19 protein-coding genes are annotated in these 24,620 nt (G+C 71.0%); 11 read left to right on the forward strand and 8 right to left on the reverse strand.

The features are described from left to right. The first annotated feature begins 41 nt into the window (after positions 1–41). The 3 genes from LZ199_RS11985 to LZ199_RS11995 are packed head-to-tail and all read left to right on the forward strand — an operon-like array spanning position 42 to position 4,256. Positions 42–2,027, forward strand: coding sequence for a HEAT repeat domain-containing protein (locus tag LZ199_RS11985; protein ID WP_253993788.1), 1,986 nt, complete (start codon positions 42–44; stop codon positions 2,025–2,027). A 40-nt stretch (positions 2,028–2,067) separates the two neighbouring features. After that, positions 2,068–3,027, forward strand: a complete 960-nt coding sequence (locus tag LZ199_RS11990; RefSeq protein WP_253993789.1) for a ParA family protein — start codon at positions 2,068–2,070, stop codon at positions 3,025–3,027. 8 nt (positions 3,028–3,035) lie between these two features. After that, on the forward strand, positions 3,036–4,256 hold the full coding sequence (locus LZ199_RS11995) for an extensin-like protein (RefSeq protein WP_253993790.1): 1,221 nt from the start codon (positions 3,036–3,038) through the stop codon (positions 4,254–4,256). Positions 4,257–4,304: 48 nt separating this feature from the next. On the opposite strand, the gene LZ199_RS12000 is transcribed toward LZ199_RS11995, so the two are convergent. Genes LZ199_RS12000 through LZ199_RS12010 form a run of 3 tightly spaced genes read right to left on the reverse strand, consistent with a single transcriptional unit; the run spans position 4,305 to position 8,367 of the window. Beyond that, the gene (locus LZ199_RS12000; RefSeq protein ID WP_253993791.1) at positions 4,305–5,303 is read right to left on the reverse strand and encodes a M48 family metalloprotease; all 999 of its coding nucleotides are present in this window, start codon (positions 5,301–5,303) and stop codon (positions 4,305–4,307) included. Further along, on the reverse strand, positions 5,303–5,884 hold the full coding sequence (locus tag LZ199_RS12005) for an SH3 domain-containing protein (RefSeq protein WP_253993792.1): 582 nt from the start codon (positions 5,882–5,884) through the stop codon (positions 5,303–5,305). The genes LZ199_RS12000 and LZ199_RS12005 overlap by 1 nt, the downstream gene beginning before the upstream one ends. A 20-nt stretch (positions 5,885–5,904) precedes the next feature. Further along, complete coding sequence (locus LZ199_RS12010; RefSeq protein ID WP_253993793.1) at positions 5,905–8,367, reverse strand: CHASE2 domain-containing protein; 2,463 nt, start codon at positions 8,365–8,367, stop codon at positions 5,905–5,907. Between the two features lie 265 nt (positions 8,368–8,632). Between LZ199_RS12010 and LZ199_RS12015 the strand changes: the two genes are divergently transcribed. Both LZ199_RS12015 and LZ199_RS12020 read left to right on the forward strand, forming a co-directional pair. Then, on the forward strand, positions 8,633–9,838 hold the full coding sequence (locus tag LZ199_RS12015; RefSeq protein ID WP_253993794.1) for a hypothetical protein: 1,206 nt from the start codon (positions 8,633–8,635) through the stop codon (positions 9,836–9,838). Position 9,839: 1 nt separating this feature from the next. After that, positions 9,840–10,601 carry a ferritin-like domain-containing protein gene (locus LZ199_RS12020; RefSeq protein WP_253993795.1) on the forward strand — a complete coding sequence of 254 codons (762 nt, stop codon included), beginning with the start codon at positions 9,840–9,842 and terminating at the stop codon, positions 10,599–10,601. Positions 10,602–10,622: 21 nt separating this feature from the next. Here the strand turns inward: LZ199_RS12020 and LZ199_RS12025 are convergent, their stop codons facing one another. Continuing rightward, positions 10,623–11,213: a DUF924 family protein gene (locus tag LZ199_RS12025; protein WP_253993796.1), complete on the reverse strand. Its 591-nt coding sequence runs from the start codon at positions 11,211–11,213 to the stop codon at positions 10,623–10,625. Between the two features lie 125 nt (positions 11,214–11,338). Here LZ199_RS12025 and LZ199_RS12030 point away from each other — a divergent pair, with 125 nt between their 5' ends. The 4 genes from LZ199_RS12030 (at position 11,339) to LZ199_RS12045 (ending at position 16,351) form a co-directional block, all read left to right on the forward strand. After that, positions 11,339–11,899, forward strand: a complete 561-nt coding sequence (locus LZ199_RS12030) for a TspO/MBR family protein (protein WP_253993797.1) — start codon at positions 11,339–11,341, stop codon at positions 11,897–11,899. A gap of 199 nt (positions 11,900–12,098) precedes the next feature. Next, complete coding sequence (locus LZ199_RS12035; RefSeq protein ID WP_253993798.1) at positions 12,099–12,656, forward strand: RNA polymerase sigma factor; 558 nt, start codon at positions 12,099–12,101, stop codon at positions 12,654–12,656. Next, entirely contained in the window at positions 12,653–15,643 is a 2,991-nt protein-coding gene (locus tag LZ199_RS12040) for a CHAT domain-containing protein (protein ID WP_253993799.1), read from the forward strand. The genes LZ199_RS12035 and LZ199_RS12040 overlap by 4 nt, the downstream gene beginning before the upstream one ends. 105 nt (positions 15,644–15,748) lie before the next feature. Then, complete coding sequence (locus tag LZ199_RS12045; protein ID WP_253993800.1) at positions 15,749–16,351, forward strand: hypothetical protein; 603 nt, start codon at positions 15,749–15,751, stop codon at positions 16,349–16,351. On the opposite strand, the gene LZ199_RS12050 is transcribed toward LZ199_RS12045, so the two are convergent. The 3 genes from LZ199_RS12050 to LZ199_RS12060 form a co-directional block, all read right to left on the reverse strand. After that, a complete protein-coding gene (locus tag LZ199_RS12050; RefSeq protein WP_253993801.1) occupies positions 16,345–16,515 on the reverse strand; it encodes a hypothetical protein in 171 nt (56 codons plus the stop codon). The two genes, LZ199_RS12045 and LZ199_RS12050, sit on opposite strands and share 7 nt — an antisense overlap. 154 nt (positions 16,516–16,669) lie before the next feature. After that, complete coding sequence (locus tag LZ199_RS12055) at positions 16,670–18,613, reverse strand: PAS domain S-box protein (RefSeq protein WP_253993802.1); 1,944 nt, start codon at positions 18,611–18,613, stop codon at positions 16,670–16,672. Between the two features lie 362 nt (positions 18,614–18,975). Then, entirely contained in the window at positions 18,976–21,708 is a 2,733-nt protein-coding gene (locus LZ199_RS12060) for a M1 family aminopeptidase (RefSeq protein ID WP_253993803.1), read from the reverse strand. 137 nt (positions 21,709–21,845) lie between these two features. Here LZ199_RS12060 and LZ199_RS12065 point away from each other — a divergent pair, with 137 nt between their 5' ends. Then, positions 21,846–22,769: a DnaJ domain-containing protein gene (locus LZ199_RS12065; protein ID WP_253993804.1), complete on the forward strand. Its 924-nt coding sequence runs from the start codon at positions 21,846–21,848 to the stop codon at positions 22,767–22,769. A 9-nt stretch (positions 22,770–22,778) separates the two neighbouring features. Here LZ199_RS12065 and LZ199_RS12070 read toward each other — a convergent pair whose 3' ends face one another. Continuing rightward, complete coding sequence (locus LZ199_RS12070) at positions 22,779–23,777, reverse strand: endonuclease/exonuclease/phosphatase family protein (protein ID WP_253993805.1); 999 nt, start codon at positions 23,775–23,777, stop codon at positions 22,779–22,781. A gap of 264 nt (positions 23,778–24,041) precedes the next feature. Between LZ199_RS12070 and LZ199_RS12075 the strand changes: the two genes are divergently transcribed. Next, the gene (locus LZ199_RS12075; RefSeq protein ID WP_253993806.1) at positions 24,042–24,611 is read left to right on the forward strand and encodes a hypothetical protein; all 570 of its coding nucleotides are present in this window, start codon (positions 24,042–24,044) and stop codon (positions 24,609–24,611) included. Positions 24,612–24,620 lie beyond the last annotated feature (9 nt).

The raw sequence follows: 24,620 nt of genomic DNA on the forward strand, positions 1-24,620 counted from the left end.
GGGGTGCACCGCGCTGCCTCGCGGGGAGGGCCGTTGAGGTCGTGAGCGACGAGCGTCCGGACGCGCTGCTCAAGAGCGCACTCGAGAAAATTGTCTACTTCGAGGCGCGCGCGGAGCAACTGCTCAGCGAGCTGGGTTCGACGCGCGAGGAGATGGAGCACCTCAAGCGTGAGCTGGCGGAGGCGCATCAGCGGGAGCTGGAGCTGCGCCGCGAGGTGGCGGCGCTGGAGGTTCGCGCCGGGCGGTTCCAGGCGGAGCGCGAGGAGTCGGTGCGGCTCACGCAGGCGCTGCGCGGCGAGCGCGACCAGCTCATGGACCGGTTGCTGAACGCCAGTCGGTTGCGCACGTCGACCAAGGACGGCGAAGACGAGGATGACGACCTGGGGTTCGACCTGGCGTCGTTCATCTCCCAGCTTCGCAGCGAGGCGCTGCTGCATGGGGAGTCGCAGCGCGGCGTGGCCTCGCCGGTCGTCAAGCTGCCGATGCGCGGGCCGGCCGTGCCGCTCGCGGATGGTTCAGCGAAGGCGCAGGCCGCCGCGGCTTCCGCTCCGAGCACGCCCGTTCGAGCCGCGTTGCTGGAGCCCTTGTTGGAGGGGCTGTCGCCGGTGGCTCGCGAGGCCCAGCGCTTCTTCCAGGCGGGACGGCTCGGCGTCAGCCAGGCGCAGCTCGCGGAGCTGTCCGGACAGGGTGGCGTGGGGGCCGCGACGGACGAGACGCTGTTCGGGTTCTCCGTGCGCGAGCTGTCCGCGCCGGACCCCGCCGCGCGGATTCGTGCCGCCGAGCGACTGAAGGCGCTGTCCCAGCCGGCGGCGGCTCCGGCGCTGGCCAGCGCGCTGCACGCGGAGACGGACTCGGCGGCGCAGGTGGCGCTGCTCCAGGCGTTCGCGGCGCTGTGCCGTGAAGAGGGCGCCCAGGTGGTGTCGCCGCTGCTGGCGTCGCCGGTGCCGGAGGTGCGCATCGCGGCGCTCAAGGCCCTGCTGACGCTGGCGCCTCGGGACGCGGCGCCGCACCTGGCGCAGGCGATGAAGGACCCGGACCGCTCCGTGCGTCGCCGGGCGTCGCTGCTGGCGCTGGGGTTGGAGGGTGAGACGGCGCGGCGGCTGGGCGAAGAGGCCATCCACGACACGGACTCGGAGGTCCGTTCGCTGGCGGCGCTCGCGCTGGGCGCGGGGAGTGGGGAGAACGCTCGCGCGCTGTTGCTGGAGGCGCTGGGCGACCGCGAGCCGCGCGTGCGCAAGGCGGCGGCGCAGAGCCTGTCGCGGATCCTGGGACACGACGTGTCCGCGGTGGTGTCGCTGGATGACACGCACCGGCGCCGCGAGATTCGCCGGCTGGCGACGCTGCCCGTGAAGCCCGTGCGAGCACGGCTGGAGGATGCGACGCGCCCGATGGTCGCGCGGTCCCTGGTGGTTCCGGTGCAGGCGGTGGCTCCCGTGCAGGTGGCTGTGCAGGAGATGGCCTACGCAGGAGCTTCCGTCGCTGCGCCGCAGGCGGTGGCCGTGGTGGGCGCTCGGCAGGGCGCGGCTCCGGCCTTCGTGGGGCAGGGGGGCGTTCCCCTGGCGCAGGGCGTTGCTCGCGCTCCGGTGCAGGCCGGCGGGCCTCCGTCCTCGGCGCTTCCCCCCACCGCGCAGTCCGGCCAGCGCTCGCCGGGCCAGTCCGCGACGGGCACTCCCTCGCAGCCGACGGCCGCGCCGACGTCACAGGCCCGGCCCGCCGCTCCTCGACTCTCCCCTGTCCAGGCGGCCCTCGTGGCCATGGGTGCCCCGGCGCCCGTGCCCGCCGCCGCTCCTGCTCCGCCCGCGCGAGCCGCGGAAGCGCGTCCCCCCTCGGGCCGCCCGGGTGCCTCACCCGTCGAGACCCTCTGTGGGCAGATGCTGATGGAAGTCCGCGTCGCGGTTCGCGGTCGCTCGCTCGCCGAGCTGACGACCGCCCTGGGGGCCCCCGTGGAACTCGCCCAGGAAGCACTCACCCTGCTATCAGCCCGAGGTTCCGTGGTCCGAAGGGGACACAAATACTTCGCCGCTTGAGGCAAGGTCTCCGTCCCGTACGTCTTTCGAAGGGTCGTTCATGGAAGCGCCGACATACAGCTCGAAGCAGGTGGCCGAGATGCTCGGCGTGTCTCCGAAGGCCATTCCGGAGGACGCGAGGAAGGACGTGTACACCCCGGACGACGTCTGGGATTTGCGCACCACGCTCAACCGCTTCCCGGACAAGATTGGCCACCGCCGTCAGCTCTTCCTGAACTTCAAGGGCGGCACCGGCAAGACGTCCCTGTCCACCTCGTACGCGTGGCGAATCGCGGAGCTGGGCTACTCGGTCCTCCTCATCGACCTGGACAGCCAGGGCCACGCCACCAAGTGCCTGGGCTACGAGGGCGAGGACTTCGAGAAGACGCTGCTCGACGTGCTGGTGCGCAAGACGCCCCTGGCCAAGGTCATCCAGAAGTCCTCCCTGCCCAACCTGGACTTCGTCCCGTCCAACCTCAGCATGTCCACCATGGACCTCTCGCTGATGCCCATGGCCGGCCGCGAGTTCAAGCTGCGCAACGCCCTCAAGGACGTGGAGGCCCAGTACGACGTCGTCGTCTTCGACGCGCCCCCGTCCTTCGGCCTGCTCAACCTCAACGCGCTGATGGCGGCGAACGACTTGTTCGTCCCCGTGCTCGCGGACTTCCTCTCCTTCCACGGCCTCAAGCTGCTGTTCGAAACGGTGCAGAGCCTGGAGGAGGACCTGAATCACGTGCTCGACCACGTCTTCATCGTGGTCAACTCCTTCAACGCCACCTTCAAGCTGGCGAAGGAGGCGCTGGAGGCGCTCCAGAAGCACTACCCGGAGTTCCTCCTGCCGACCATCATCCGGCAGTGCACCAAGTTCGCCCAGGCCTCCAGCGAGGGGCGCCCCGTCTTCGTCGCGGACCCCACGTCGAAGGGCGCCAACGACATCCAGGCCATGATTGACAACGTCCTGCCGCGCCTCGTCGCCGCGGCAGCCGCCGCCCCGAAGAAGGGCACCCAGCAGGCCGGCTGAGATTCGCCATGAAGAAAGCCTTCGAACAGAACGTGTCTCGCGCCAAGCCGCGCCTCCGCTTGGGCGCGTTCACCGGCGTCGCCGACCCGGCCGAGTCCTCCCCCTCCGAGTCCCCGGAGCAGGAGCCCTCCGCCTCGGCCCCGCCCGAGCCTCCTTCCGCGGACCTGTCCGCCGAGGTCCGCGCCCGAATCGAGCGCGCCCGCGCCCCGCGCCCCACCGCCGCCGAGGCGATGGAGGTCGCGTTGGGTGCGCAGGAGCCGCCGCGCGCCCGGGAGCCGGTGTTCACCTCGCAGGTCTCCGAGCCCGTGACGTACGCGTCTCCAGCGCCGGAGTCGGCCCGCTTCGACGACGAGCTCGGCGAAGCGCACGTCACCTTCGCGGCGCCCCCCCCCACTGCGTTCCATCTGGACGGCTTCTCTGCCGGGCACTCCCAGGAGGCCCACCCCATGACGCAGGGCTCGTCACACGCTTCGCTTCCCCATGTCACCGCGATGGTCGCCGAGCCGGTGGCGCGCGTCGAAGCTCCGCCCCAGGAGGTGGAGGTGCAGACGCCCGCGCCTCCGCGTGAAGAGGATGACTCCGACGCGCGCCGCGAGCGGCTGAAGGCCCGCCTCAAGGCGGTGCGCGAGAATCCGCGTCCGGAGCCCCTGCCGGCGACGGTGGCCGAGGCGGGTCAGCGCGCGGTGGAGCGCATCACCCACCTCCAGGCGGAGCTGGTGAAGGTGAAGGCCGCCAACCTCTCGCTCACGCAGGAGCTGGAGGTGGCGCGCCGTCAGGCGGAGAAGGCCACCGAGGAGGCCCGCCTGCGCATGGACGAGGCGCGTCGGCTCTCTTCCGAGATGGAAGGCCGCGTGAAGCTGCTGGCGGACCTGGAGCGGGAGCTGGCCGCGCTGGAGGGTGAGCGCGACGAGGCGCTCCTGTCCCTCCAGGAGAACCGTCAGGCGCTCCAGGCCTCCGCGAAGGAGCACGAGGTCCTCGAGGAGGCCGTGGCTCGCGGCAAGCAGGCCCTGGTGGACAGCCTCGCCGAGGAGGAGCGGCTCGCCGGTGAGCTGGAGTCCGCCAAGGACGAGTCGACCTCGCTGCGCCGGGCGGTGGAAGCGCTCCAGGGCGAGCGGGACGTGCTGGCCCAGCAGGTGGCCTCACTCACCGCCGAGCGCGCCGAGCTGCTCGAGGCGCGCAAGGCCCTGGAGGCCGTGCACCGCGCGCTGAGCCAGGCCGCCTCGCGCTGAAGTCGCTCCAACCCGGGGCGCCCTTTTTCGGGCGCCCCGAAGGAGCCCCTACTTCCCGTCCTTCGCCACACCGCCGCGCGAGGCGCTCTTCAGCGCGGCGACGAGCTCCGGCTTGAGCGGCGGGTTGTGCAGTCCCTCCAGCGACAGCTCCGCGAACTGCCCCTGCGTGGGCTTGAGCCCTGCGAGGAACGTGACGAGGCGCTTCTCGCGGTCCGCCTTCTTCGGGTGCCGTGAGCCCAGGCTCGAGCTGTCCGTCGTCTTGCGCAGCAGCACGAGATACGCGTTCGGGTCATAGCCGGCGGAAATCATCATCCGCGCCGCGAGCTGGTCCGCCGCGTACTCCTGCTCCTGGTCGTTCCCGCTCTCCGCGAGCTCGATGACCTTCTCCGTCAGGCTGCCGAGCAGCGCCGAGTCGCCGTCCAGGTCCAGGTTGCCGCCGCTGTCCGTCGAGGCGATGAGCTGGCCGGAGCCCGGAAAGCCGGCCTCCATCGTGACGGCCGTCTTGCAGAGGCTCACCTTGGCGGAGTTGTACTGCTGGATGGAGTGCTTGAGCACGACGTGGGCAATCTCGTGCGCCAGCACGCCCGCGAGCTGCCCCTCGTTGTCCAGCTCCGACAGCAGCTTCCGCGTGACGAAGACGTAGGCCCCGGGCGTGGACACGGCGTTGAAGTTCTGGTCGTCGTTGAGCACGCCGAACGTCCACTCCAGCGTGGGCCGCGAGGACTGCGCACCCAGGTTCTTCCCCACGACGTTGAGGTACGCGTGGAGGTCGTGCACCCCGGTGCCCTTCGCGCCGTCCGTCGGCGCCATCAGCCCGCCGGCCCCCTGCACCCAGTGGATGGCCATGGCGCTGCCGATGGCGTACTCCTCCGTCACGGTGGGCTCCACGTTCAGCTTCTCGCAGGAGGCGCGCTCCTTCGTCGCCGAGGCCGAGTCTTTCGCCACCGTCCCCGCCTTCTGGGCGACCCGCGTCCAGTCCACCCCCTTGCACGACGAGGCCAGCAGGCCCAGGCCCGCCAGGGCCACCGTCTTCCAGTGCGCGCGCATCACGTGCCCCCCTTCGACTTGCCCTTGGACGCACCCGACTTCGCCGTGGCCTCCGCGCCGACGACGGGGAACAGCCCCGCCTCCGTCACGTGCTTCGCGATGTCCGCGGTGGAGACGCCCTTGGCCTTCTTCTCCAGGCTTTGCAGCTGCGCCACCGCCTGCTTGTGGTCGCCGCCCTTCTTGTTGCCGTACTCGACGGCGCCGGGGCTGAGCGCCTTCACCGCCGCGCCGCTGGCGACGAAGCCCGCGGGGTTCACCTTGCGCTTGCCCTTGTCCTCCACGACGAGCTCCATGTCGGGCGCGGTGGTGGACAGGTTCGACTGGAAGACGAAGCCCTTCTTCCCCGTCGCCGTCTTCACCTTGTGCCACTGCTTGTTCTTCGCGTCCGCGCCCTCCCACTTCACCTGCTCCCCCGGCTGGAGGATGACCACCGCGTTCGCCGTGGGCGACGGGCTCTCCATCACCCGGGTGTTCTTCGCCTTCACGTACAGCGAGCCCCCCACCGCCACCGCCGACGCGAGGCTCGGAAAGCCCAGCGCCAGCATCAAGGCCACCCAGGCCGCCCTCGTTCTCATCGTCATGGCTCCGACTCCTTTCCCGCTCACTTGTCCAGGCTCGCCACGCCGTCGAAGTCCGGCGGCGGCGCCTTCGCATACTTGTGACAACGCTCCAGCAGGGCTTTCGTCGGACCGTCGTCCGGGTCCTCGGCCCCGAGTGTCTCCAGCATCGACGAGGCCTCGTCGAACCTCGCCTCGCGATACAGGGCCAGCGCTGCGTGGTAGCGCTCCACCGTCGCCCGCTTGCGCGCATCCAGCCCGCCCTTGAGCGACAGCAGCTCATACACGGTGACGGCCTCCGTCTTCCCGGCCACCCGCACGCGGTCCAGCTCACGCACCTCGATGTGCTCGCGCGCCAGCTCGTACGTGCGCGGGCCAATCATGATGACGGAGCCATACGCCTTGTTCGCGCCCTCCAGCCGCGCGGCCAGGTTCATCCCGTCGCCGATGGCGGTGTAGCTGAAGAGCTGCTCGCTGCCGAAGTTGCCCACGAAGTTCACCGCCGAGTTGACGCCGATGCGCGTGTAGACGTCCGGCAGGCCCTTGGCGCGGAACTCCTCGCGCATCCGGTCCACCTCCGCCTTGGCCGCCAGCGCCCCCCGGCACGCGCGCACCGCATGGTCGTCCTGGCGCATGGGCGCGCCGAACAGGCACACCACCGCGTCGCCGATGTACTTGTCCAGGCACCCGCCCTCCTTCAGCAGCACGCCGCTCACCCGCGTCAGGTACGTGTTGAGGATGCGCACCAGGCTGCGCGGGTCCTCCTTGAAGCGCTCGCTGAAGGTGGAGAAGCCTCGGATGTCGCTGAAGAAGGCGCTGATTTCGACGTTCTCTCCGTCGAGCCTCGGCAGCTTGCGCTCCGAAATCATCTGCTCCACGAGCTTGGGCTCCATGAAGCGACTGAAGGCGGCGCGGACGAACTCCGTCTCCCGGTTGGCCACCAGGTGGTTGAAGGCCACCGCCGTGACGCTGGCCAGCAGGCCCGCCATGGACGGCAGTGCCGTCAGCACGTGCGTCCCGGACGACAGGAAGCGCCCCGTCACCAGGTACATGCCCAAAAGCAGCGCCACCGGCCACGCGATTTCCAGCGGCGTCCAGCGCGTCGTCATCAGCAACACCACCGACACCAGCGCCACCAGCAGCGTGAGCGCCAGGTCCACCGCCAGCGGGGCCCGGGTGATGAAGCGCCCGTTGCCGAGCAGCGTCTCCAGCACCGCCGCCTGCTTCATGACGCCGGGGACCTCCGCCTGGAAGGACGTGGCCTTGATGTCGCTGAGCCCCAGCGCGGTGCCGCCGATGACCACCACCTTGCCCTTGAGCGCCTCCGACGGGAGCCCGGAGGGCAGGCCCTTGTCCCGGCGCACCCAGCCGTCGAGCACGTCGAGCAGGGTCACGGTGCGGAAGCGCTCGTGCAGCTCTCCGCCGCCGTAGTCAATCGCCGCGCCGCCGTCCGGGTCCACCGCGTAGGCCCGCTTGCCCACGCGCAGCCTCCTGTCGGACAGCTTCACCTCGCTCGCGCCCAGCAGGCCCGCGGCCACGCGCACCGGCAGCGTCGGGTACGTGTTGGCGCCATCCGTGTACGCGAAGCGCGTGCGCCGCATGAAGCCGTCGGGGTCCGTCTCCGTGTCCACCAGCCCGAAGCCGTCCACCGCGCCCACGAGCACCGGAATGGGCGGCACGGGGTGGCGCAGCGTGTGCGTGGGGTGCTCGGCGGTGGACTCGGCCGTCTCGCCCGCGAACTCCCGGCCCTCCAGCCTCGGCAGGAGGAGGTCTCCGGTCCGCACGGGGTAGGCGAGCGCGTGCGCCATCTCTTCCGGCGTGACGGAGGCGACGGCGCCGTTGTCAGGTGTGTCGGCGAACTCGCCGCCGGCCGCTTCGGGGAACGTCTCCTCGCCGCCTTCCTTCGGGAAGGTCTCCCCACCCGCAGGCAGCGCCTCCTGGGGAAGCGACTCGCCGGTGGAGGCCACGGGGGACGCCACGGGCTCGGCCGGGAGGGGGGCGAGCGGGGAGGCGGGCGTCTTGTCGAAGTCCGCGCGCGGCAGCGGCTGCGCGTTGGCGTTGGTGGAGACCCCCAGGAAGAACGGGACGCGCGTGTCGCGCAGCATCTGCGCGAAGGCCAGGTCCATGGACTCGTCGGAGGAGCGCTCGTCCATCACCGCGTCGAACACGACGGCGCGCGCGCCCTCCGCCTGGAGCTGCTCCACCACGCGGGCCCACAGGTTGCGGCTGTAGGGCCAGCTGCCGAAGTTGAGGGTGTAGCGCTCATTGGCGCGGATGCCGTCCAGCGACGACTGGTCGATGACCACCACCGACACGGCGGGAGACTTCCCGCGCCCGTCGGTGAACGTGGTGAGCGCCTGGTCGTACGCGCCGCGCTCCAGGTCGTCGAGCCAGCCGCGCCACCACGCCAGCATCGCCAGCGCGGTGGACAACACCGCCACGCCCAGCATCAACCGCCAGTGGTCGCGCCAGCGCAGCCGGATGATTTTCCAGGTGTCCCCTGCCACGGCCCCCTCTTGCGATGTGCGTGGTTCGTGTTTCGTCACACTAGCCCAAGCCTTGTTTCGCGAGGCACCTGCCCTTGAACCCCTGAATTCCCGATGGACGGGGCTGGCGGCCCCGCGCGCTCCGCAGCCTGCCCTCCAGACGCGAAGTCGCGGGCTCTATTCTCTCGAGGCCTCGGCGTTGCAATTCATCGCACCCATCCGGACCTTGTGCGTCATCACGGCAGGCTCGTTGCCTCCCGTCTCACGCACTCCAAAGGAGCCCGACGTGGCCTTGGACATCTTTCAAGAGAAGGGCGTTCCCCTCGACCGACAGGTCTTCACGTGGAAGGACCTGGTGCGCCGCCCCTACAGCAAGCTGGATGACGACGCCTTCACCCGCGTGCGCGTCATCTACATGAACGGCATCATGGCGGACGCGCTCCGCACCAAGCACATGATGGCCCGCATCAACGGCTCCCTGCGCGAGCCGCTGGCGAGGATTCGCCGGGTGGAGCACTTCGAGCAGACGCTCATCAACTGGCTCAACCCCCCGGACCAGAACCCGCTGGAGACGACGCTCGGCTTCGAGCAGGTCGCCATCGAGGTGACGGCCAGCGTGGCGCTGCGCGAGCCCGACCCCTACCTGGCTCAGACGTATCGCTTCGGCCTGCTGGAGGACTTCGACCACCTGTACCGCTACTCGGCGCTCTACGACAGGCTGGAGGGCAAGGACCCGAACACCATCACCCAGTCCTATACGGACATCATTCCGGGACGGGCCACCTCGTTGGAGCACCGCCATCCCCTGGATGACCTGCGCCGTCCCTACGACAAGACCACGGCGCATCCGCTGTCGAAGATTCACGCCATCAGCATCACCGCGGCGGAGAACCAGACGCACGACTACTACATGACGGTGGGGCCGTTCTTCACGGACCCGGCGGCGCGGCAGCTCTACGCGGAAATCGCAGCCATCGAGGAGCAGCACGTCACCCAATACGAGTCGCTCCTGGACCCGAGCGAGACGCTGCTGGAGAAGTGGCTGATGCACGAGGCCGCGGAGGTCTACAACTTCTACTCGTGCCTCGCGTACGAGGGGAACCCGCGCATCAAGGAGGTATGGCAGCGCTTCCTGGACTACGAGCTGGGCCAGCTGCACTTCGTGAAGGACCTCTTCGAGCGCGTGGAGGGCCGTGACGCGGCGTCGGTGCTGCCGCGCACGCTGCCGGAGCCCGTGGAGTACAAGCAGCACCGCGAGTTCGTCCGCAAGACGCTCAACGCGGAGGAGGACCTGGCCACCAACGGTCCGGACTTCGTGCCCAGGGCGGACCTGCCCGCGGACCACCGCTCGCTCGTCTACCGCGACCAGCTCAACTCGGAAGGCTCGCCGTCGGAGACGGTGGCGGCCGGCTACCAATGGACTCCTGGCACGGAGCTCGCCGCGCGCGTGCAGCGCATGGGCTCCACGTCCGCGGGAAGGAAGGTTCACTGACATGAAGAAGACCACCAGCGACATGGGCCCCAATCGCACGGGCATCGCCATGTCACCCATCGACAGCGCTGACATCTTCCAGGCCGCCCAGAAGCGGGCCCCCACGTCACCGGGCGACGGCTCGCTCCTGCTGGAGGTGCGCAAGCAGTACGCCCTGGAGTCGGGTGGCGTGGGCCACGTCCCGCCTCCCGCCAACCTCAAGGGCGTGGCGAAGACGGCGGTGGAGTTGCTCAAGGGCGCCAAGCCCACCGTCTTCCTCGACAAGCTGGGGGAGCGGCTCGCCTTCGAGCGCTCCGGCTCCCGGCTCTACGAGGGCGCGCTCGCCAAGCTCGACGTCCACGGCTCCTGGGAGGATGGCCCCACCCAGGAGGGACTGGAGCGCATCCTCAACGACGAGCTGTCCCACTTCGCCCTCCTCTCCGAATCGCTGACGAAGCTCGGCGCGGACCCGACGGCGGTGACGCCCTGCGCGGACCTGGTGGGCGTCATGTCCATGGGCCTGCCCGCCGTGCTCGCCGACCCGCGCACCAACCTGCGGCAGTCCCTGGAGGCGCTGCTGGTGGCGGAGCTGACCGACAACGCGAGCTGGGAGCTGCTCATCGAGCTGGCGCGCGGCCTGGGCCATGACACCCTGGCGGACCGCTTCCAGCTCGCCCTGGACGCGGAGAGCGAGCACCTGGTGCTGGTGCGCGGCTGGCTGGCCTCCGGCATCACCCTGGAGGCCCGCGCCGCCAGTCCCGAGGAGCTCGGCGCCCCGGCCTAGCCTCGCCGTCCGCGCCCGTCCTCAGAAGGATGAACCCGGCTCCTGGAGGAAGCGCGCTTCCTCCGGGGTCGTGGGCCGGCCCAGCGCATCGTTGCGGTGCGGGAAGCGGCCGAAGCGCTCGATGACATCCAGGTGCCGCTTCGCGTAGTCGAGCGGCTCGTGGCTGCCGGAGTGATGCAGCGTCAGCATCTCGAACAGCGAGACGGACAGCCGCTGGTCGTGGAGCTCCTCGCTGTGCTCGAAGGGCAGGTACATGAACCACCGCCACACGGACGGCAGCGTGAGGTCCAGGCCCCGCGCCAGCGCGTGACGCGCCACCGAGCGCGCGTGGCCATCCGTGGCGAACGCGCGGGGCGTGCCTCGGAAGATGTTGCGGGGCACCTGGTCCAGGAGCAGCACCAGCGCCAGGCTGGTGCGGGGCTCGTCCCGCCAGGTGCTCAGCTCCCCGGCCGCCGCCCGCTCGTGCGTGTCCAGGAAGCGGTCCCGGCACTCCGCATCGAAGGCCGCGTCGCGCTGGAACCACTCGGCGCGAGGACGAATACAGGCCGGGTTTCGAGCCGGGTCCGCCGGTAGACCGAACCAGAAGTCGAGCACTTCGTCCGCGCTCACCATGTCGTTCCTCCCCAGGGTCTCGATAGAGCGCCCACCCGCCGACAGTCAACAGGGGTGGCGGGTGATGCGGGCCATCACCACCTTGCATCGAACACTGGCGCGCGATGCGCACTGGGAGACAGTCCATGCAGCAGACTTCGTGGGAGCCCTCGACGCGAACGGTTCCGGGTCCGGTGAAGCGCACCGCCCTCAACCCCACGCTGCGCACCGAGTCCGTCATCGCGCTGGGGGCCTTCAGCGCGCTCACGCTGGGCGCGGCGGTCCTGGGCGCGCGGCAGAGCTCCGCCGACACCCGCTGGTACCGTCACCTGCGCAAGCCTCCCTTCCAGCCGCCACCCAAGGCCTTCGCGCCCGTGTGGACCGCGCTCTATGCCCTCATCGCCATCTCCGGCTGGCGGGTGTGGACGGCGCCCGCGGGGCCCTCGCGCTCCCAGGCCCTGGGGTGGTGGGGCGTGCAGCTGGGCCTGAACGCCGCCTGGTCCTGGCTCTTCTTCGGCCGCCATCAGCCCCGCCGGGCCCTGGCGGACAACGTGGCCCTCTTGGGAAGCATTGGTGCCTACATCGCCGCCACGCGAGAGGTGGACCGGCCGGCCGCGTGGCTGGTGGCGCCGTACCTGGCGTGGGTGGGCTTCGCCAACGTCCTCAATGGCGAAATCGTCCGGCGCAACCCCCGGGCGGAGCACTGACGACCGCCCCTCCAAGGGGGGCCCCGGCGTGGGCTGGAAAATCCGCCGATAATTCGTTCGGGAAGATGGCGGGAGGGCGGCGTTGGGTAGGGCGACCGCCATGGATGCTTTCGCCCTGCAATCACCTGCCTTGCTGACCCGCCGAGCCCGGTCTCGGGGCTTGACGGGCCATGACGCGGCGGTCCAGCCTGCACCCCCCGTGGAAAGCAGGCCCCTCTCAACGCCGACCCTCGACAGCCGCTGGTTCGCGGCGTTCATCCGGGAGCATGAGGCGGCACTGCGCGCCACCGCGCTCCGGCTGTGTGGCAACCCGACGGACGCCAGGGATCTGGTCCAGGACACCTACGAGCGCGGACTGCTCAACCTGGCCCGCTACCGTCCCGGCACCGACGGGCGCGCGTGGCTCTTCACCATCCTCCACCACCTCTTCATCGACCGGTGCCGCTCCAAGGCGCGTGAGCGCCGCTCGGATGTGTCGGCGGAGGAGCTGGAGGAGCGCATCGCCGCGCCGGAGCCTGAGGCCGCTCCCGCGTGGGCCGCCATTGGCCCGGAGCAGCTTCGCGAGGCCCTGGAGCGCATCCCCCAGGAGTTCGCCATGGTGTACCGCCTCCATGCGCTGGAGGGGCGCCCCTATACGGAAATCGCGGAGCGCCTGGGCATCCCCAAGGCCACCGTGGGCACGCGCCTCATCCGCGCTCGCCGCAAGCTGAAGGAGCTGTTGATGCCCGCTGGCACCGACAAGGTGGAGACGCCATGAGTGCTCCAGAGCCCATGGAGGTCCACGACCTGGTGCATGCCTTCGCGGACGGCGAGCTGTCCGGCGAGGAGGCCGACACGTTCCGCGAGCACCTGGGCACGTGCGAGGCGTGCCAGGCGGAGCTGGACGACATCCTCCAGCTCCAGGCGCTCGGGGGGCAGCTGGCGCAAGTGGAGGCGAAGTCCGCCGTGCAGGGCGTGGTGACGCCGCCGGCCCAGCGCCAGGCCTCGGAGACCGCGCCCGTGAGGGCCTTCCGTCCCGCGTGGAGCCGCCGTCGCAACTGGGTGGCCGCCGCGGCGCTGTCCGGCTCGCTGGCCGCCGTCTTCGCGGTGGTGGTGCTGCGCACCCGGAACCCGGGCGGTGATGAGACGCAGATGCTCGCCCTGGCGCCCACGCGCTCCCTGGAGGCCCGGCTGAGCTGGGCGGGCGCGAGCGCGCACCGTCCCTACGGCGTGCTGCGCTCCGGCGACGAGCGGCCCCGGGAGATGGTGCCGCTGCAGGCGCTGGCGAAGCTGGAGGCGGAGGGCGACCTCCAGGGCCTGGCGGTGGGACACCTGCTGCGCGGCGAGCGCGAGCAGGCGGCGGACTACCTGCAGCGCGCCTCCGCGTCTCCGGACGTGGACAGCGACCGGGCGGTGGTGGCGCTGACGAAGGGCGAGCTGGAGGCGGCCCTCACCCTGCTGGATGGCGTGCTGGAGAAGCACCCCCGACACCCGCAGGCGCTGTGGAACCGCGCGCTGGTGCTGCGCGAGCTGGGCCTGGACGCGCTGGCTGCGGAGGCCTTCGACACGGTGGCGCTGCTCGGCGAGCCGGGCTGGTCGGACGAGGCGAAGGAGCGCGCGGCGGTGCTGCGTCGGCAGCTCGACGGACGCAAGGGCGCGTGGGACTCCGCGCAGAAGGCCGGCAAGGCGCTGGCCCTGGAGGGCACGCCCTTCCCCGAGGACGTCGCTCGCGCGGTGCCGGGCACGGCGCGCAACTGGTTCAACATCGCGGTGTGGTCCGCCCCGTCCGCCGAGCGCGTGAAGGCGCTCCTGCCCCTCGCCCACGTGCTGGATGCGCACTACGGCGGAGAGACGATGGCGCGCTACGCCGAGCGCGTGGCCGGGCTGGACTTCCAGCGCCGCGCGCCGCTGGCCGCCCGGTTCCGCGAGGTGCTGCTGGGGACGTTCGACCGCGCGACGCTGGCGCCGCTCGCGAAGCAGCTGGCCGGCACGGAGCACCAGGACATCCTCCTGGGCGTGCTGCCCCTGGCGGGCGGACTGCCGGCGCGCCTGGACACGTATGAGCAGGCGGCGAAGTCGCTCGGCGATTCGTGGCTGACGCTCAACGTGGAGCGCGAGCGCGCCCTGGCGGAGTATGCGCGGGGCGACCTGGCCGGCGCCGAGGCGCGGCTCCTGCGCGCCGTGGCGGCCTGCGGGAGCGCGAAGGCGGACTACCGCTGCGGTCAGCTGGAGCACCTGCTGGCGCACATCTACAAGGACGAGCACCGGCTGGTGGAGTCGCGCGAGCACGCCCTGGCGGGCCTGCAGTGGGCGCGGCAGTCGCAGGAGTGGAAGCTCCAGGCGGACCTGCTGCTGGTGCTGGGTGACCTGGCGCGCTTCCGCAACGCCTTCGCCCTGACGCGCGCCTACCTGGGCGAGCAGGCCCTGCGTGACAGGAGCTGCGCGGCCACCCGGCATGTCCACGAGAGCCTGGCGTCGCTGCATGTCTTCGCGCTCCAGCCGCAAGCGGCGCGCGCGGAGCTCCAGAAGGCGCCGGCCTGCGAGGTGCCCATCTTCCTCAACGGCGCCTTCGTGCTGGCGGACCTGGCGCGCCTGGACCCGAAGCCCGGGGACGTGGAGCAGGTGCGCGACGGCCTGAAGAAGCTGGATGCGGCTGGCTGGCTGCGTCCGGGCGAGCGGGTCGTGGCCACGCACATCGAGGGACGCGCCGTCATCGGCTCGGACCGCGAGGCGGGCCGCGTGCTGCTGCGCCAGGCCATCACCGACGGCACGCGGCTGGGTGCCGGAGACCCGGTGGCGGCGAAGGCCCGCGCCTACAGCTACTCCTCCCTCATCCTGGACGCGGGCTCCACGGGCGACTGGGCGGGTGCGCTGGCCCTCTTCGCGGAGGAGAGCGGAGTCGCCGCGCCCACCCGCTGCGCCCTGGGCGTGGAGGTGCATGACGAGCGCATCCTGGTCGCCGCGCGCGGCCCCGGTGGAGAGCTGCTTGGCCACCAGGACGCGAGCCGACGCTCCCCCGACTTCGACATCACCGCGCTGGTGCCTCCGGCGATGTCCGCCGCGCTCAAGCCCTGCGAGCACGTGCATGTGTTCGCGCGCTACCCGGTGCATGGCCAGGCGGGCCTGCTGCCGCCGGAGCTGGCCTGGAGCTACGACACGGGCCGGAAGGCCCAGGCGCCCGCGCTGTCCGCGCCGCGTCCGCTGGTCGTCTATGACGTGGAGGCGCCGGCCGCGCTGAACCTGCCCCGGCTGCGCAGCTGGGAGCTGTCCGGTGGCCCGTCCCCGCGCCGCGTGGAGCTGACGGGCGCCGCCGCCACGCCGTCGCGACTCCTGGCCGAGCTGGCCGAGGCCACCGAGGTGGAAATCCACGCGCACGGCCTGGTGAACCTGGGCGTGTCGGACGCCTCGCTGCTGGTGATGGCGCCCGAGGCCGGTGGTCGCTACGCGCTCACCGCGGGCGAGGTGCGCAAGCAGAAGCTCAAGGGCGCGCCGGTGGTGCTCCTCGGTGCGTGCCAGGCCGCGCGCTCGGCGCCGTACCTCCACTCGCCGTGGAGCCTCCCGGTGGCCTTCGCCGAGGCGGGCGCGCGCGCCGTCATCGCCTCACCCATCGACATCCCGGACGCGGAAGCCGGGCCCTTCTTCGCGCGGGTCATGGAGCGAATCCGCGCCGGCGCCAGCGCCGCCACCGCGCTCCGAGATGAACGCCTGCGCGAGCTGTCCGCGCGGCCCGACAGCTGGGTGAAGACGGTCGTCGTCTTCGAGTAGCCCGGCTCCCCACCGCTTCACCTTCACCGCAGTCGCCGTACAGGCGACCTCGGCTCCCCAGGGCCGTGGACGCTCGACGTGTCACTTCACACCGAGGCACACACCATGAAGAACCTCCGCTCCGCGCTGCTCTGCATCCTCTCGCTGTCCACCGCCGCTTGCGGTGGTGACCCCTCCGAAGTGTTGGCCTCCGAGGACCTGTCGTCCCAGGGCTCCGCCGAGCAGCGCGCGCTCCCCGCGCCTCCGTCGCTCTCCAACTACTGCCCGGGCCTCATCCCCGGGACGCCGTACGCGATGCCCACCGCGCCCACGCCCCTGTCGAGCATCCCCACCGGCACGCCGCTGTACCCGCACAGCCCCTACCTGCTCAGCGCGCACACCGTCATCGTCACGGACCCGACCAACGCGGGCGCCTTCTACGCGTTCGGCTTCGACGTGCGCGCCCACCGCATCATCTTCTGGGTGTCCGGTACCAACGCGGAGATTCGCCGGTTCAACACCCAGCTCGCCACGGACATCACCCTGATGGAGACGTCCACGGGCGTGGACATGGGCTTCACGTGGGGCACCAGCGGCCAGATTGGTGGCCCCCTCATCCCCCTGCCCGGTGTCCACGATGGTGCGTGGAAGGTCGCGTACAACAACTGGTACCAGCTGGACGCGTACCTGGTCAGCCCCCCCACGGGCCCCCTCGGCGTTGCTCAGTGACGCAGCTTCGAAGCGGGAGGCGGTGGATTGAAGGCCAGCACGCCCGCGATGTAGCGCGCCTGGCCTTCGGTGGTGCAACGCACCTCCTGGATGCGCCCGCCCACCTTCACGCGCACCAGCCAGCCGTCATTGTCGCGAGTCCAAGCAGCCGTTTCCGTCGTCATGTGCCTGCTCCTCTCGGGTTGCTTCTCTGACTTCCGGTAGAGCAGCCCGCGTGCCAGCGCCTGGGACGTGCGAATCCAGGCGATTGGGGCCCTGGGATGCAAAGAGGTGGACAGACGGGCCTGTAGTTCTTTCGGAAGCGGGGGTGGCGGAGCTTCAGTGAACGTGCTGGTCCGGCTGGGTGGCGGGCGGGTGGGCGGAGGTGCCACTGAGCAGTGGCAGGGCGATGTGGAAGGTGGACCCCTGGCCCACCTGGCTCTCCACCCAGATGCGGCCGCCGTGGCGCTCGACGATGTCGCGGCTGATGTACAGGCCCAGGCCCAGGCCGCCGTACGAGCGCGAGGAGACGTTGCGCGCGCGGAAGTAGCGCTCGAAGAGCATCTGCTGCTGGTCCTCGGGGATGCCGATGCCCGGGTCCTTCACCGACAGCAGCGCCAGCTCTCCACGCGTCTCCAACGTCACCTGGATGACGCCGCCGTCGGGGCTGTACTTGAACGCGTTCTCGACCAGGTTGGAGATGACCTGCTCCAGCCGGTACGGGTCCGCGAACACCTGCACGGCGTGCTCGGGGCGCACGTAGCGCAGTTCGTGGCCGGCGCGCTGCGCGTCCATGGCCTGGAGGACATGCTCCACCAGGCTGTCCATGCGCGTGGCCTGCGGGTGCAGCGCGAGCCGGCCGGCTTCGATGCGCGACGCATCCAGCAAGTCATTGATGAGCCCCGTCATCCGCAGGAGGTGCTGACGCGCGTGGCGCAGGGTGGTGAGGTCCACGCTCTCGCCCCGCTCCAGCTTGCGCTCCAGGGTCGCCAGCCGGAGGCTCAGCGGCGTGAGGGGGGTCTTCAGCTCGTGCGAGGCGATGGACAGGAAGTCGTCGCGTACGCGGATGGCTTGCTGGGCCTCGTGAAACATCTTCTCGCGCTCCTCCTCGGCCAGCTTGCGCAGGGTGACGTCCTCCACCAGCACGCCCACGCCCAGCACGTGCCCGTCCGGGGCTCGCACCGGATAGCAGTTCCCCGCGAGCAGCCGACGGGGGCCCGGCAGGTTCATGGCCTCGGTGTCCACCTCCTGGTCCACCACGGGCTCGCCCGTCTCGAGCACGTGCCGCAGCATGAGCTCGACGGGAGGGCCGCCAGCCCCCAGCACCTCGTGGGGATTCTTTCCCAGGTGCTCCGCGGGGGACCTGCCGTTGATGTCCGCCAGCCGCTCGTTGACGCGCACGTAGCGCAGCCGCGTGTCCAGGAAGCCCAGGCCCACGGGCGCGCTGTCGAAGAGCGTGGTGAGCAGGGCCAGGCTCTCGTCGCGCTCCCGCTCCACGCGCCGCCGCTGGGAGACGTCCTCGACGATGCCCACGCCGCCCTCGACGACCCCCGCATCGTTGTAGCAGGGCGCGAAGCGCACGTGGACGGGCGTCACCTTGTGGCCGGTGACGGAGGCGTAGTTGCCCTCGTAGTCCGCGCCCCGGCCCGCGAGCGACTCGCGCACGCAGCGCATCATCTCCTCATCGCGCAGGGACAGGAGGTTGAGTCCGACGATGATGCGCTTGGTCGACCCGAGGATGGTGACCAGGCGCTCGTTGCAGGCGGTGATGACGGGTGAGGTGTCGTAGTGGAAGATGCCCAGGGGCGCGTTCTCCACCACCAGTCGGTAGAGGTCATCGCCACGGGCCCGCGTCTCGACGAGCGTCGCCGCCCCTTCGTGGCGAGGGTGCTCCAGCGGCTCGCGGAGGGTGTCGATGACTTCGTGCAGGCGGCGGAGGCTGATGACGATGCGCTCGTCGTCCCCCTGGCCTGACGTGCCCACGGTGAGCTCGACGAGGACCTCCGCGCCGTCGCGTCGTTGCGCGAAGACCCGGGTGGGGCGGCCTTCCAGGGCGTCCCTGCGCGATAGCAGGTAGCGCACCAGGCTCTGGCCTTCATGGTGGCTGATGCGCTCCGGGAAGAGGCGGGAGACGGGCTGGCCCTGGAGGTCCTCGCGCTTCCAGGCGAACAGCCGCTCGGCCGCGCGGTTGAGGAGGTACACATGTTCGTGCGAGTCGCAGGCGACCATCGGGTCGACGGCGGCATCCAGCCAGGCGCTGAGCTCCTCGTTGGCTCTGGCCATGTGTTCCCCTGGGGCCCTCGTGGGGCCCGTCCCGCTTCCGTCACGGGTTCCCACGACGTGTCTCCCGCGAGGGATTGCTTTCTCTTTTCCTACAGGTAGCCATCAGACGAGGCGGGCGCGCCCAGGACCTGCCCGGGAAGCACACGCCCGGCATGTCCGTGTGCCGGGCGGCCGTCGGACGGGTGAAGGAGCTCGACGTGCGATGGCGGCCGGAGTGCGACGGCGAGAACTCGACGGCGGCCAACGTGTGACGGCGGCTGGCGTGCGACGGCGGCTGACGTGTGACGGCGGCTGACGTGTGACGACAGCCGCTGTGCGACTGCGGCTGACGTGACTGCGACGGCGGCCGACGTGCGTGAATCCTAGCGTCGTCGCCCCCCGGCGCCGGGCTTGCCCGCCTTCTTGCGAGCCGAGGCCTGCTCGCTCGTGCGTGACGAGGCTTGCTTGCCGCGGGGAGAGGACTGCTTGCTCGTGCGCGGCGAAGCCTGCTTGCCACGGGGAGTGGCCTGCTGGCTTCTGGGCGCCGGAGCCTGCTTCTTCGCGCGGCCGTGCGCCTTCGGGCCCGCCATGTCACGCGCGGGAGACAGCACCTCCAGTCGCTCCCGCAGCGCACGCGTCACGTCCTTCAGCGCGTCCACCTCCTCGCGCAGGGCGGCCAGTTCGCGCGCTTGAGGCTCACCCTCGCGCAGCGCGCGCACCGTCTCCCGGGCGGCACGGCGGGCGCGGGCGTCGCTCAGCGGCGTGCCCTCCAGGGCCGGGACGAGGCGCCGGTCTCCGAGCGTCCTCGCGGCCTCGAAGACGCCCATCTGCACGCGGAACATCGAATCCCGCAGCAACTCCGTGAGCAGGTCCACGGCCTCGCGCTGTCGGCCCGCGACCTCCGCGAGCTTCGCCACGGCCTGGGTCGCGGCGCGGCGCAGGAAGGCGGGCTGACCGTACGCGGTGCGAGCCTCCACCAGCGTGAAGGCGGCGGGGTCCTGTGACTCGGCGAGCCCGTCCATGGCGCCCACCGCGATGACGTCCTGGAACGACGCGCGCGTGGAGGCCGTCTCCAGCACCGTCAGCGCATCCGCGGCGCGCAGCTTGCCGTAGCTGCGCGCGGCCTCTGCCTCCACGAAGTAGCTGGTGTCTCCAGATTGCAGGAGCGCGCGGAGGAGCGCGATGACCTCCGCGTCGCGGCGGAACTCGCCCAGCGCGGCCACCACGGCGCGGCGCACGCGGGGGTGCTCGGCGCGCAGGGCTCGGAGCAGTCGCGCCCGTGCCTCGGGCGTGCGGATGCGGCCCAGGGCCCTGGCGCTGGCGGCGCGGGTGCCCCAGAACAGACGCGGGTCCGTGAGCGCCGCGCCCAGGGCCTCCACGGCGCGGAAGCCTCCATCGCGACCCAGCGCATGCGCGGCCTCGGTGCGCGCGCGGGACTCCGGCGCGGCGCGCAGCTCCTCCAGCCAGAGGCCCACGGACTTGTCCACGTCCAGCGTGCCGAGCACGTCGCGGCGCGGGTCCACGCGCACCTGTGAGGGAGCGGCGGCGCACGGCAGGTGGAAGAAGTGCTCCGCGTCCGTCACATCCAGGCGGTGCAGGGTGTCCTGGCCGTCGGCGGTGACGCGAACATCCAGCGGCAGGCGGAACAAGGGCGTGCCGGCGTCGGTGCGCTGCGTCTGCCGCACCTTGAGGCGCAGGCGCCGGTCCTCGGCCTCGTAGCGCACCTCCACCTTGAGCTCCGGGTGGCCGGGGGCGAAGACGTACTGGTCGAAGAACGCGTCCAGGTTGTGGCCGGTGGCCTGCTCGAAGGCGCGCGCCAGGTCCACCGTCTCCACCGAGCCGTGGCGGTGGCGGGAGACGTAGTGGCGCAGGCCCCGGAAGAACAAGTCATCGCCCAGGCGGCGGCGCAGCTCGTGGAGGACCAGGCCGCCCTTCTCGTAGAGATGCCGGTCGAAGACATCCAGCGGCGCGTGGAAGCGGCGCGAGACGATGGGACGCGCGTAGCGCTCCTTCACCTCGCCCAGGTACGCCTCCAGGTCCGAGAGGCGGTGCTGGTCGGCCTCGTCCTGGCTGTCGGCGCGCTCCTTCCAGAGCACCTCGAACCAGGTGGCGAAGCCCTCGTTGAGCCAGCCGTGGGGCCAGTCGCGGCAGGTGAGCAAATCACCGAACCACTGGTGCGCCAGCTCGTGGGAGATGAGCGGCTCCGCGTTGTAGTCGGCGTGGGCGCGCGCGTCGTGGAGGACGGAGTCGGTGAGGCTGGTGGCGGTGGTGTTCTCCATGCCGCCGAAGATGAACTCGGTGAGGAACACCTGCGCGTAGCCGCTCCAGGGGTAGGGCTCGCCGGTGGCCTCCTGGAACACGCGAATCATCTCCGGGGTGCGGCGCACACAGCGCAGCGCGTCCTCGCGCCGGCCGCGCGGGAAGAGGTAGCGCAGCGGCACCGTGCCCGACGTGTCGGTGAGCTCCTCGAAGTCACCCACGGCGAGCGTGACGAGGTAGGGCGCGTGCGGCTGCTCCATGCGGAAGTGCTGCGTGCGCCGTCCGTCCTGGACACCGTCACTCACGAGCACGCCGTTGGACAGCGCCGTCAGTCCCTCGGGGAAGGTGGCGATGAGCTCCGAGGTGGACTTCTGCGCGGGCGTGTCCAGGCAGGGAAACCAGCAGCGCGCGTCGGTGTCCTGGTTCTGCGTCCACGCCTGCCGGGGCCGGTCCGGATAGGCGGCTTCGGGTCCCCAGAAGTAGAGGCCCCGGCGCGGGCGGGCGGCGTAGTGCACGGCCACCTCCACGGCGTGGCCCGGCTCCAGCGGCGAGGGCAGGTCCACGCGCACGTGCGTGCCGGAGTTGGAGAAGCGCGCGGTGCGCCCGTCGACGAGGACGCTCGACACCTCCAGGTCCACGGCGTCGAAGGTGAGGGTGGACAGCGAGCGGACGGCGGAGACGCGGGTGGTGCAGACGCCCGTGATGGAGCCTTGCTCGAAGTCGAGCTCCAGCTCGATGCGGACGTGCTCGGCGCGGATGGGACGCTCCGCGGCATAGTGCTCGGCGGCGCCAGGGAGGCCAAAGGCGCGGGACTGAGGGAGGGCGGGCTCGGAGGAGTGACGGTGGCAGCAGCGCATAAGCAGCCCGACTCTTTCCCAAGCGCGAGCCACCGTCGAGACGGTGTTTCGTCGCACTGTTCCACCCTGCACCCTCTCGCGAGGACGCCGGACGTATCGCCTGCCGGCAGGGGGCGCTTCGGACTACGTTGTCCACCGTGCAGTTCGTTCTCTTCTTCTCAGACAAGCAGGTGCGCGAGCAGCTCTTCGCCCATGTGGACGGGACGCGAGGGTTGTTGCTCGTCACCGGGGTGCGTCATGGACCGGCCATGCGCTCCCCGGAGGCGCGCGAGCCCTTCGCCACCCTGGAGTTCCTCCACGGCCGCGTCTTGACGCAGGTGCTCGTGGCCGACGAGGGGACAGCGGACGGCATGTGGAGGGACCCGCTGGGCGACCTGGGCGACAGGCTCTACCCGGAGAGTCGGGACGACGCGTACGCCGTCACCAGTGGTTACCTGCTGCTGGAGGACGGCCGGCCGCGCACGGTGGTGCGCAAGCACGGCCTGCCCGCGAACGACTTGTGGTTCCTGGAGGACGCGCTCAGCCAGCTCACCTCGCGAGTCCCTCCGCCGGACCCGGCGAGGAAGCCCGGCACGAAGCGTCCCGAGCGCGCCCCCCGGTCTCCCCGGCGCCCGGCGAGCACCGGAGCTCCCTCTGACTCCGACGCGTCAAGAGGGCCACCGGACGACGGAGGCTGGAGCCAGCGCGCGCGGGGCGCACGCGCCCCGGGAGGCAGCCGGCGCGTCAGGCCCGAGCAGGCGTCCGCCTCGGAGTCGTCGAAGCCCTGGGATGATGCATCGGGTCATGACCCGCGAGAGGCGCACGCGGAGGACTCGGAGGCGACACCGCCTCGCGGCACCCGCGCCCCCTTGCCGCGCAAGGACGCGTGGGCGGTGCTGGGGCTCGCGAGGGACATGACGCTGGACGAGGCGCGCAAGGCGTTCCGCGCGCTCATCGCCGGGTACCACCCGGACAAGGTCTCCCACCTGGCGCCGGAGTTCCAGGAGCTGGCGGAGCGCCGCACGCGCGAAATCCTGGCGGCGTGGGAAGAGGTGGAGGACGAGCTGAAGTCCGGCCTGTGAGCGCGCGCGTCAGCCCACGTCGGACGCGGGCGCGCCGGGCAGGGCGAGGATGGCGGGCGCGGACTCCAGGGCGAAGCGCGCGACGATGGGCATGTGGTCCGACAGCCCGTGGAAGCGGCTCTTGAGGTCCCCGAAGGGGCTCGTCTCGTGGGTGTCCAGCCAGCGCACGCCGCCCCCGGAGAACATGTGGTCCAGGTGCATGCGCATGTGCATGAAGCCCGCGGTGGGAAAGCCCCGCGACACGGTGGGGTCAATCTGCCCGACGGCGGCCTGGGCGCAGGTGAGGCGCACGTCGCCGGTGAGGTAGCGGAACACGGGCGTGGCCGGCGGCGAGTTGAAGTCCCCGCAGACGACGAAGGGCTCGTTGGCGGAGAGGATGCCCACGAAGTCAGCCAGCTTGCGCGCCTCGTGGAGCTGGTTGACGCCGCAGCCCATCTTGTCCTTGGTGGACCAGAACTCCCGGGCGAAGGGCGTGGGCAGGCTCAGGTGCGTGTTGAAGACGTGGAAGGGACGGTTGTCCTCGCGTCGCAGCAGGCGCATGTGCGCGCAGATGCGGCTCTGCTTGCGGTCCTTGAGGCGCTGCACGTGGTGGTGGGTGATGGACTGGGGCGCGTCCACGTTGTGCTTGTCCACCAGGAGGGTGCGCTTGTTGACGAGCACCGCGAGCCCCGTGGTGTAGAGCGACACCTCGCCCAGCTTGTAGTGGTGCGCGCGGAAGTAGAACGCCTCGTAGGGCATCTCCCGGCCCTGGGCCGTGAAGATCTCCTCCATGCGCCCCATGAAGGCCATGAGCTGCGTCTCGCCGGGCAGCTTGGGCCGGTGGGCGATGGTGCTGCGCAAGGACGTCGTCTCCACCTCTTGAAGGCACACGACGTCCGGCAGCGGCTCCAGCGCCGCCAGCGCGGCGGCCACGCGGCGCTTGGGCCCCATGGTGCTCGCCAGGCCCCGGAGCATGTGCCCGAAATAGCGGACGTTGTACGTGACGATTCGCAGCGAGGAGTCGGGCATACGCGGGTCCGTGCCCGTCCCGGGCACAGGCAGAAGGTACTCACATCCTGGCGTTCGCGCCCCCCATTCCTTGCTGGCGGGCCTCCCGTCAGACAGTCGACCCTTCGGCTCGCGCCCCGTGAATTCCCCCGCCGCCGACGCCGTGCTTTCCTGCCCCCGAGACGATGACGATGAAGGCGCCCGCCTGCCCGACAAGGTGGCGGACATCCCACGCGCGCAGGGCCGGCACGGGTGACGTGGGGCATCCCTCCAGGAGGACCATCGATGTTCAAGGCCGTGGGGACGTGGGGCTTGCCGCTGGTGCTGGTGCTGACCGGCTGCGGCTCGTTCGAGCAGGAGCAGTACGACATCACGCTGGACCAGGCCCAGGCCGAGGCCGTCCCCTACGCGTGCACCGACAAGACGCTGGAGGACCCCGAGCCTGTGCCGGGCACCGGGGGGCCCTCGGGGCTGGCCCTCCAGCAGCGCTGGATTGTGCGCGCGGAGCGGTACGGCGCCACGAGCCTGGAGGTGCCCGACTTCGCCTTCACCCTGCCGGGAGGAGACCTCGCCACCCTCGACGATGATGGCGGGCCGGACGTCCTCGGCGGGACGACCTCCGACAGCGGGCCATTCCAATACATCAGCATCTTCACCCGTCCGTTGGAGGGGGAGGAGGCGACGTCGGTGAACTACGTGGTGCGCTTCTACATCGCCAACGACTCGCTGGAGGACGACTCCATCGAGGGCTTCATCGACGTGCGACGGACGACCTCCACGGGCGCCGGCACTGACGCGGTGGACCTGGAGGAGTGCACCTCCAAGGTCCAGTTCACCGGGCGCCGCGTGAAGTAGGCACCCCGC

The sequence above is a fragment of the Myxococcus qinghaiensis genome, assembly GCF_024198215.1.
Lineage (GTDB): Bacteria > Myxococcota > Myxococcia > Myxococcales > Myxococcaceae > Myxococcus > Myxococcus qinghaiensis.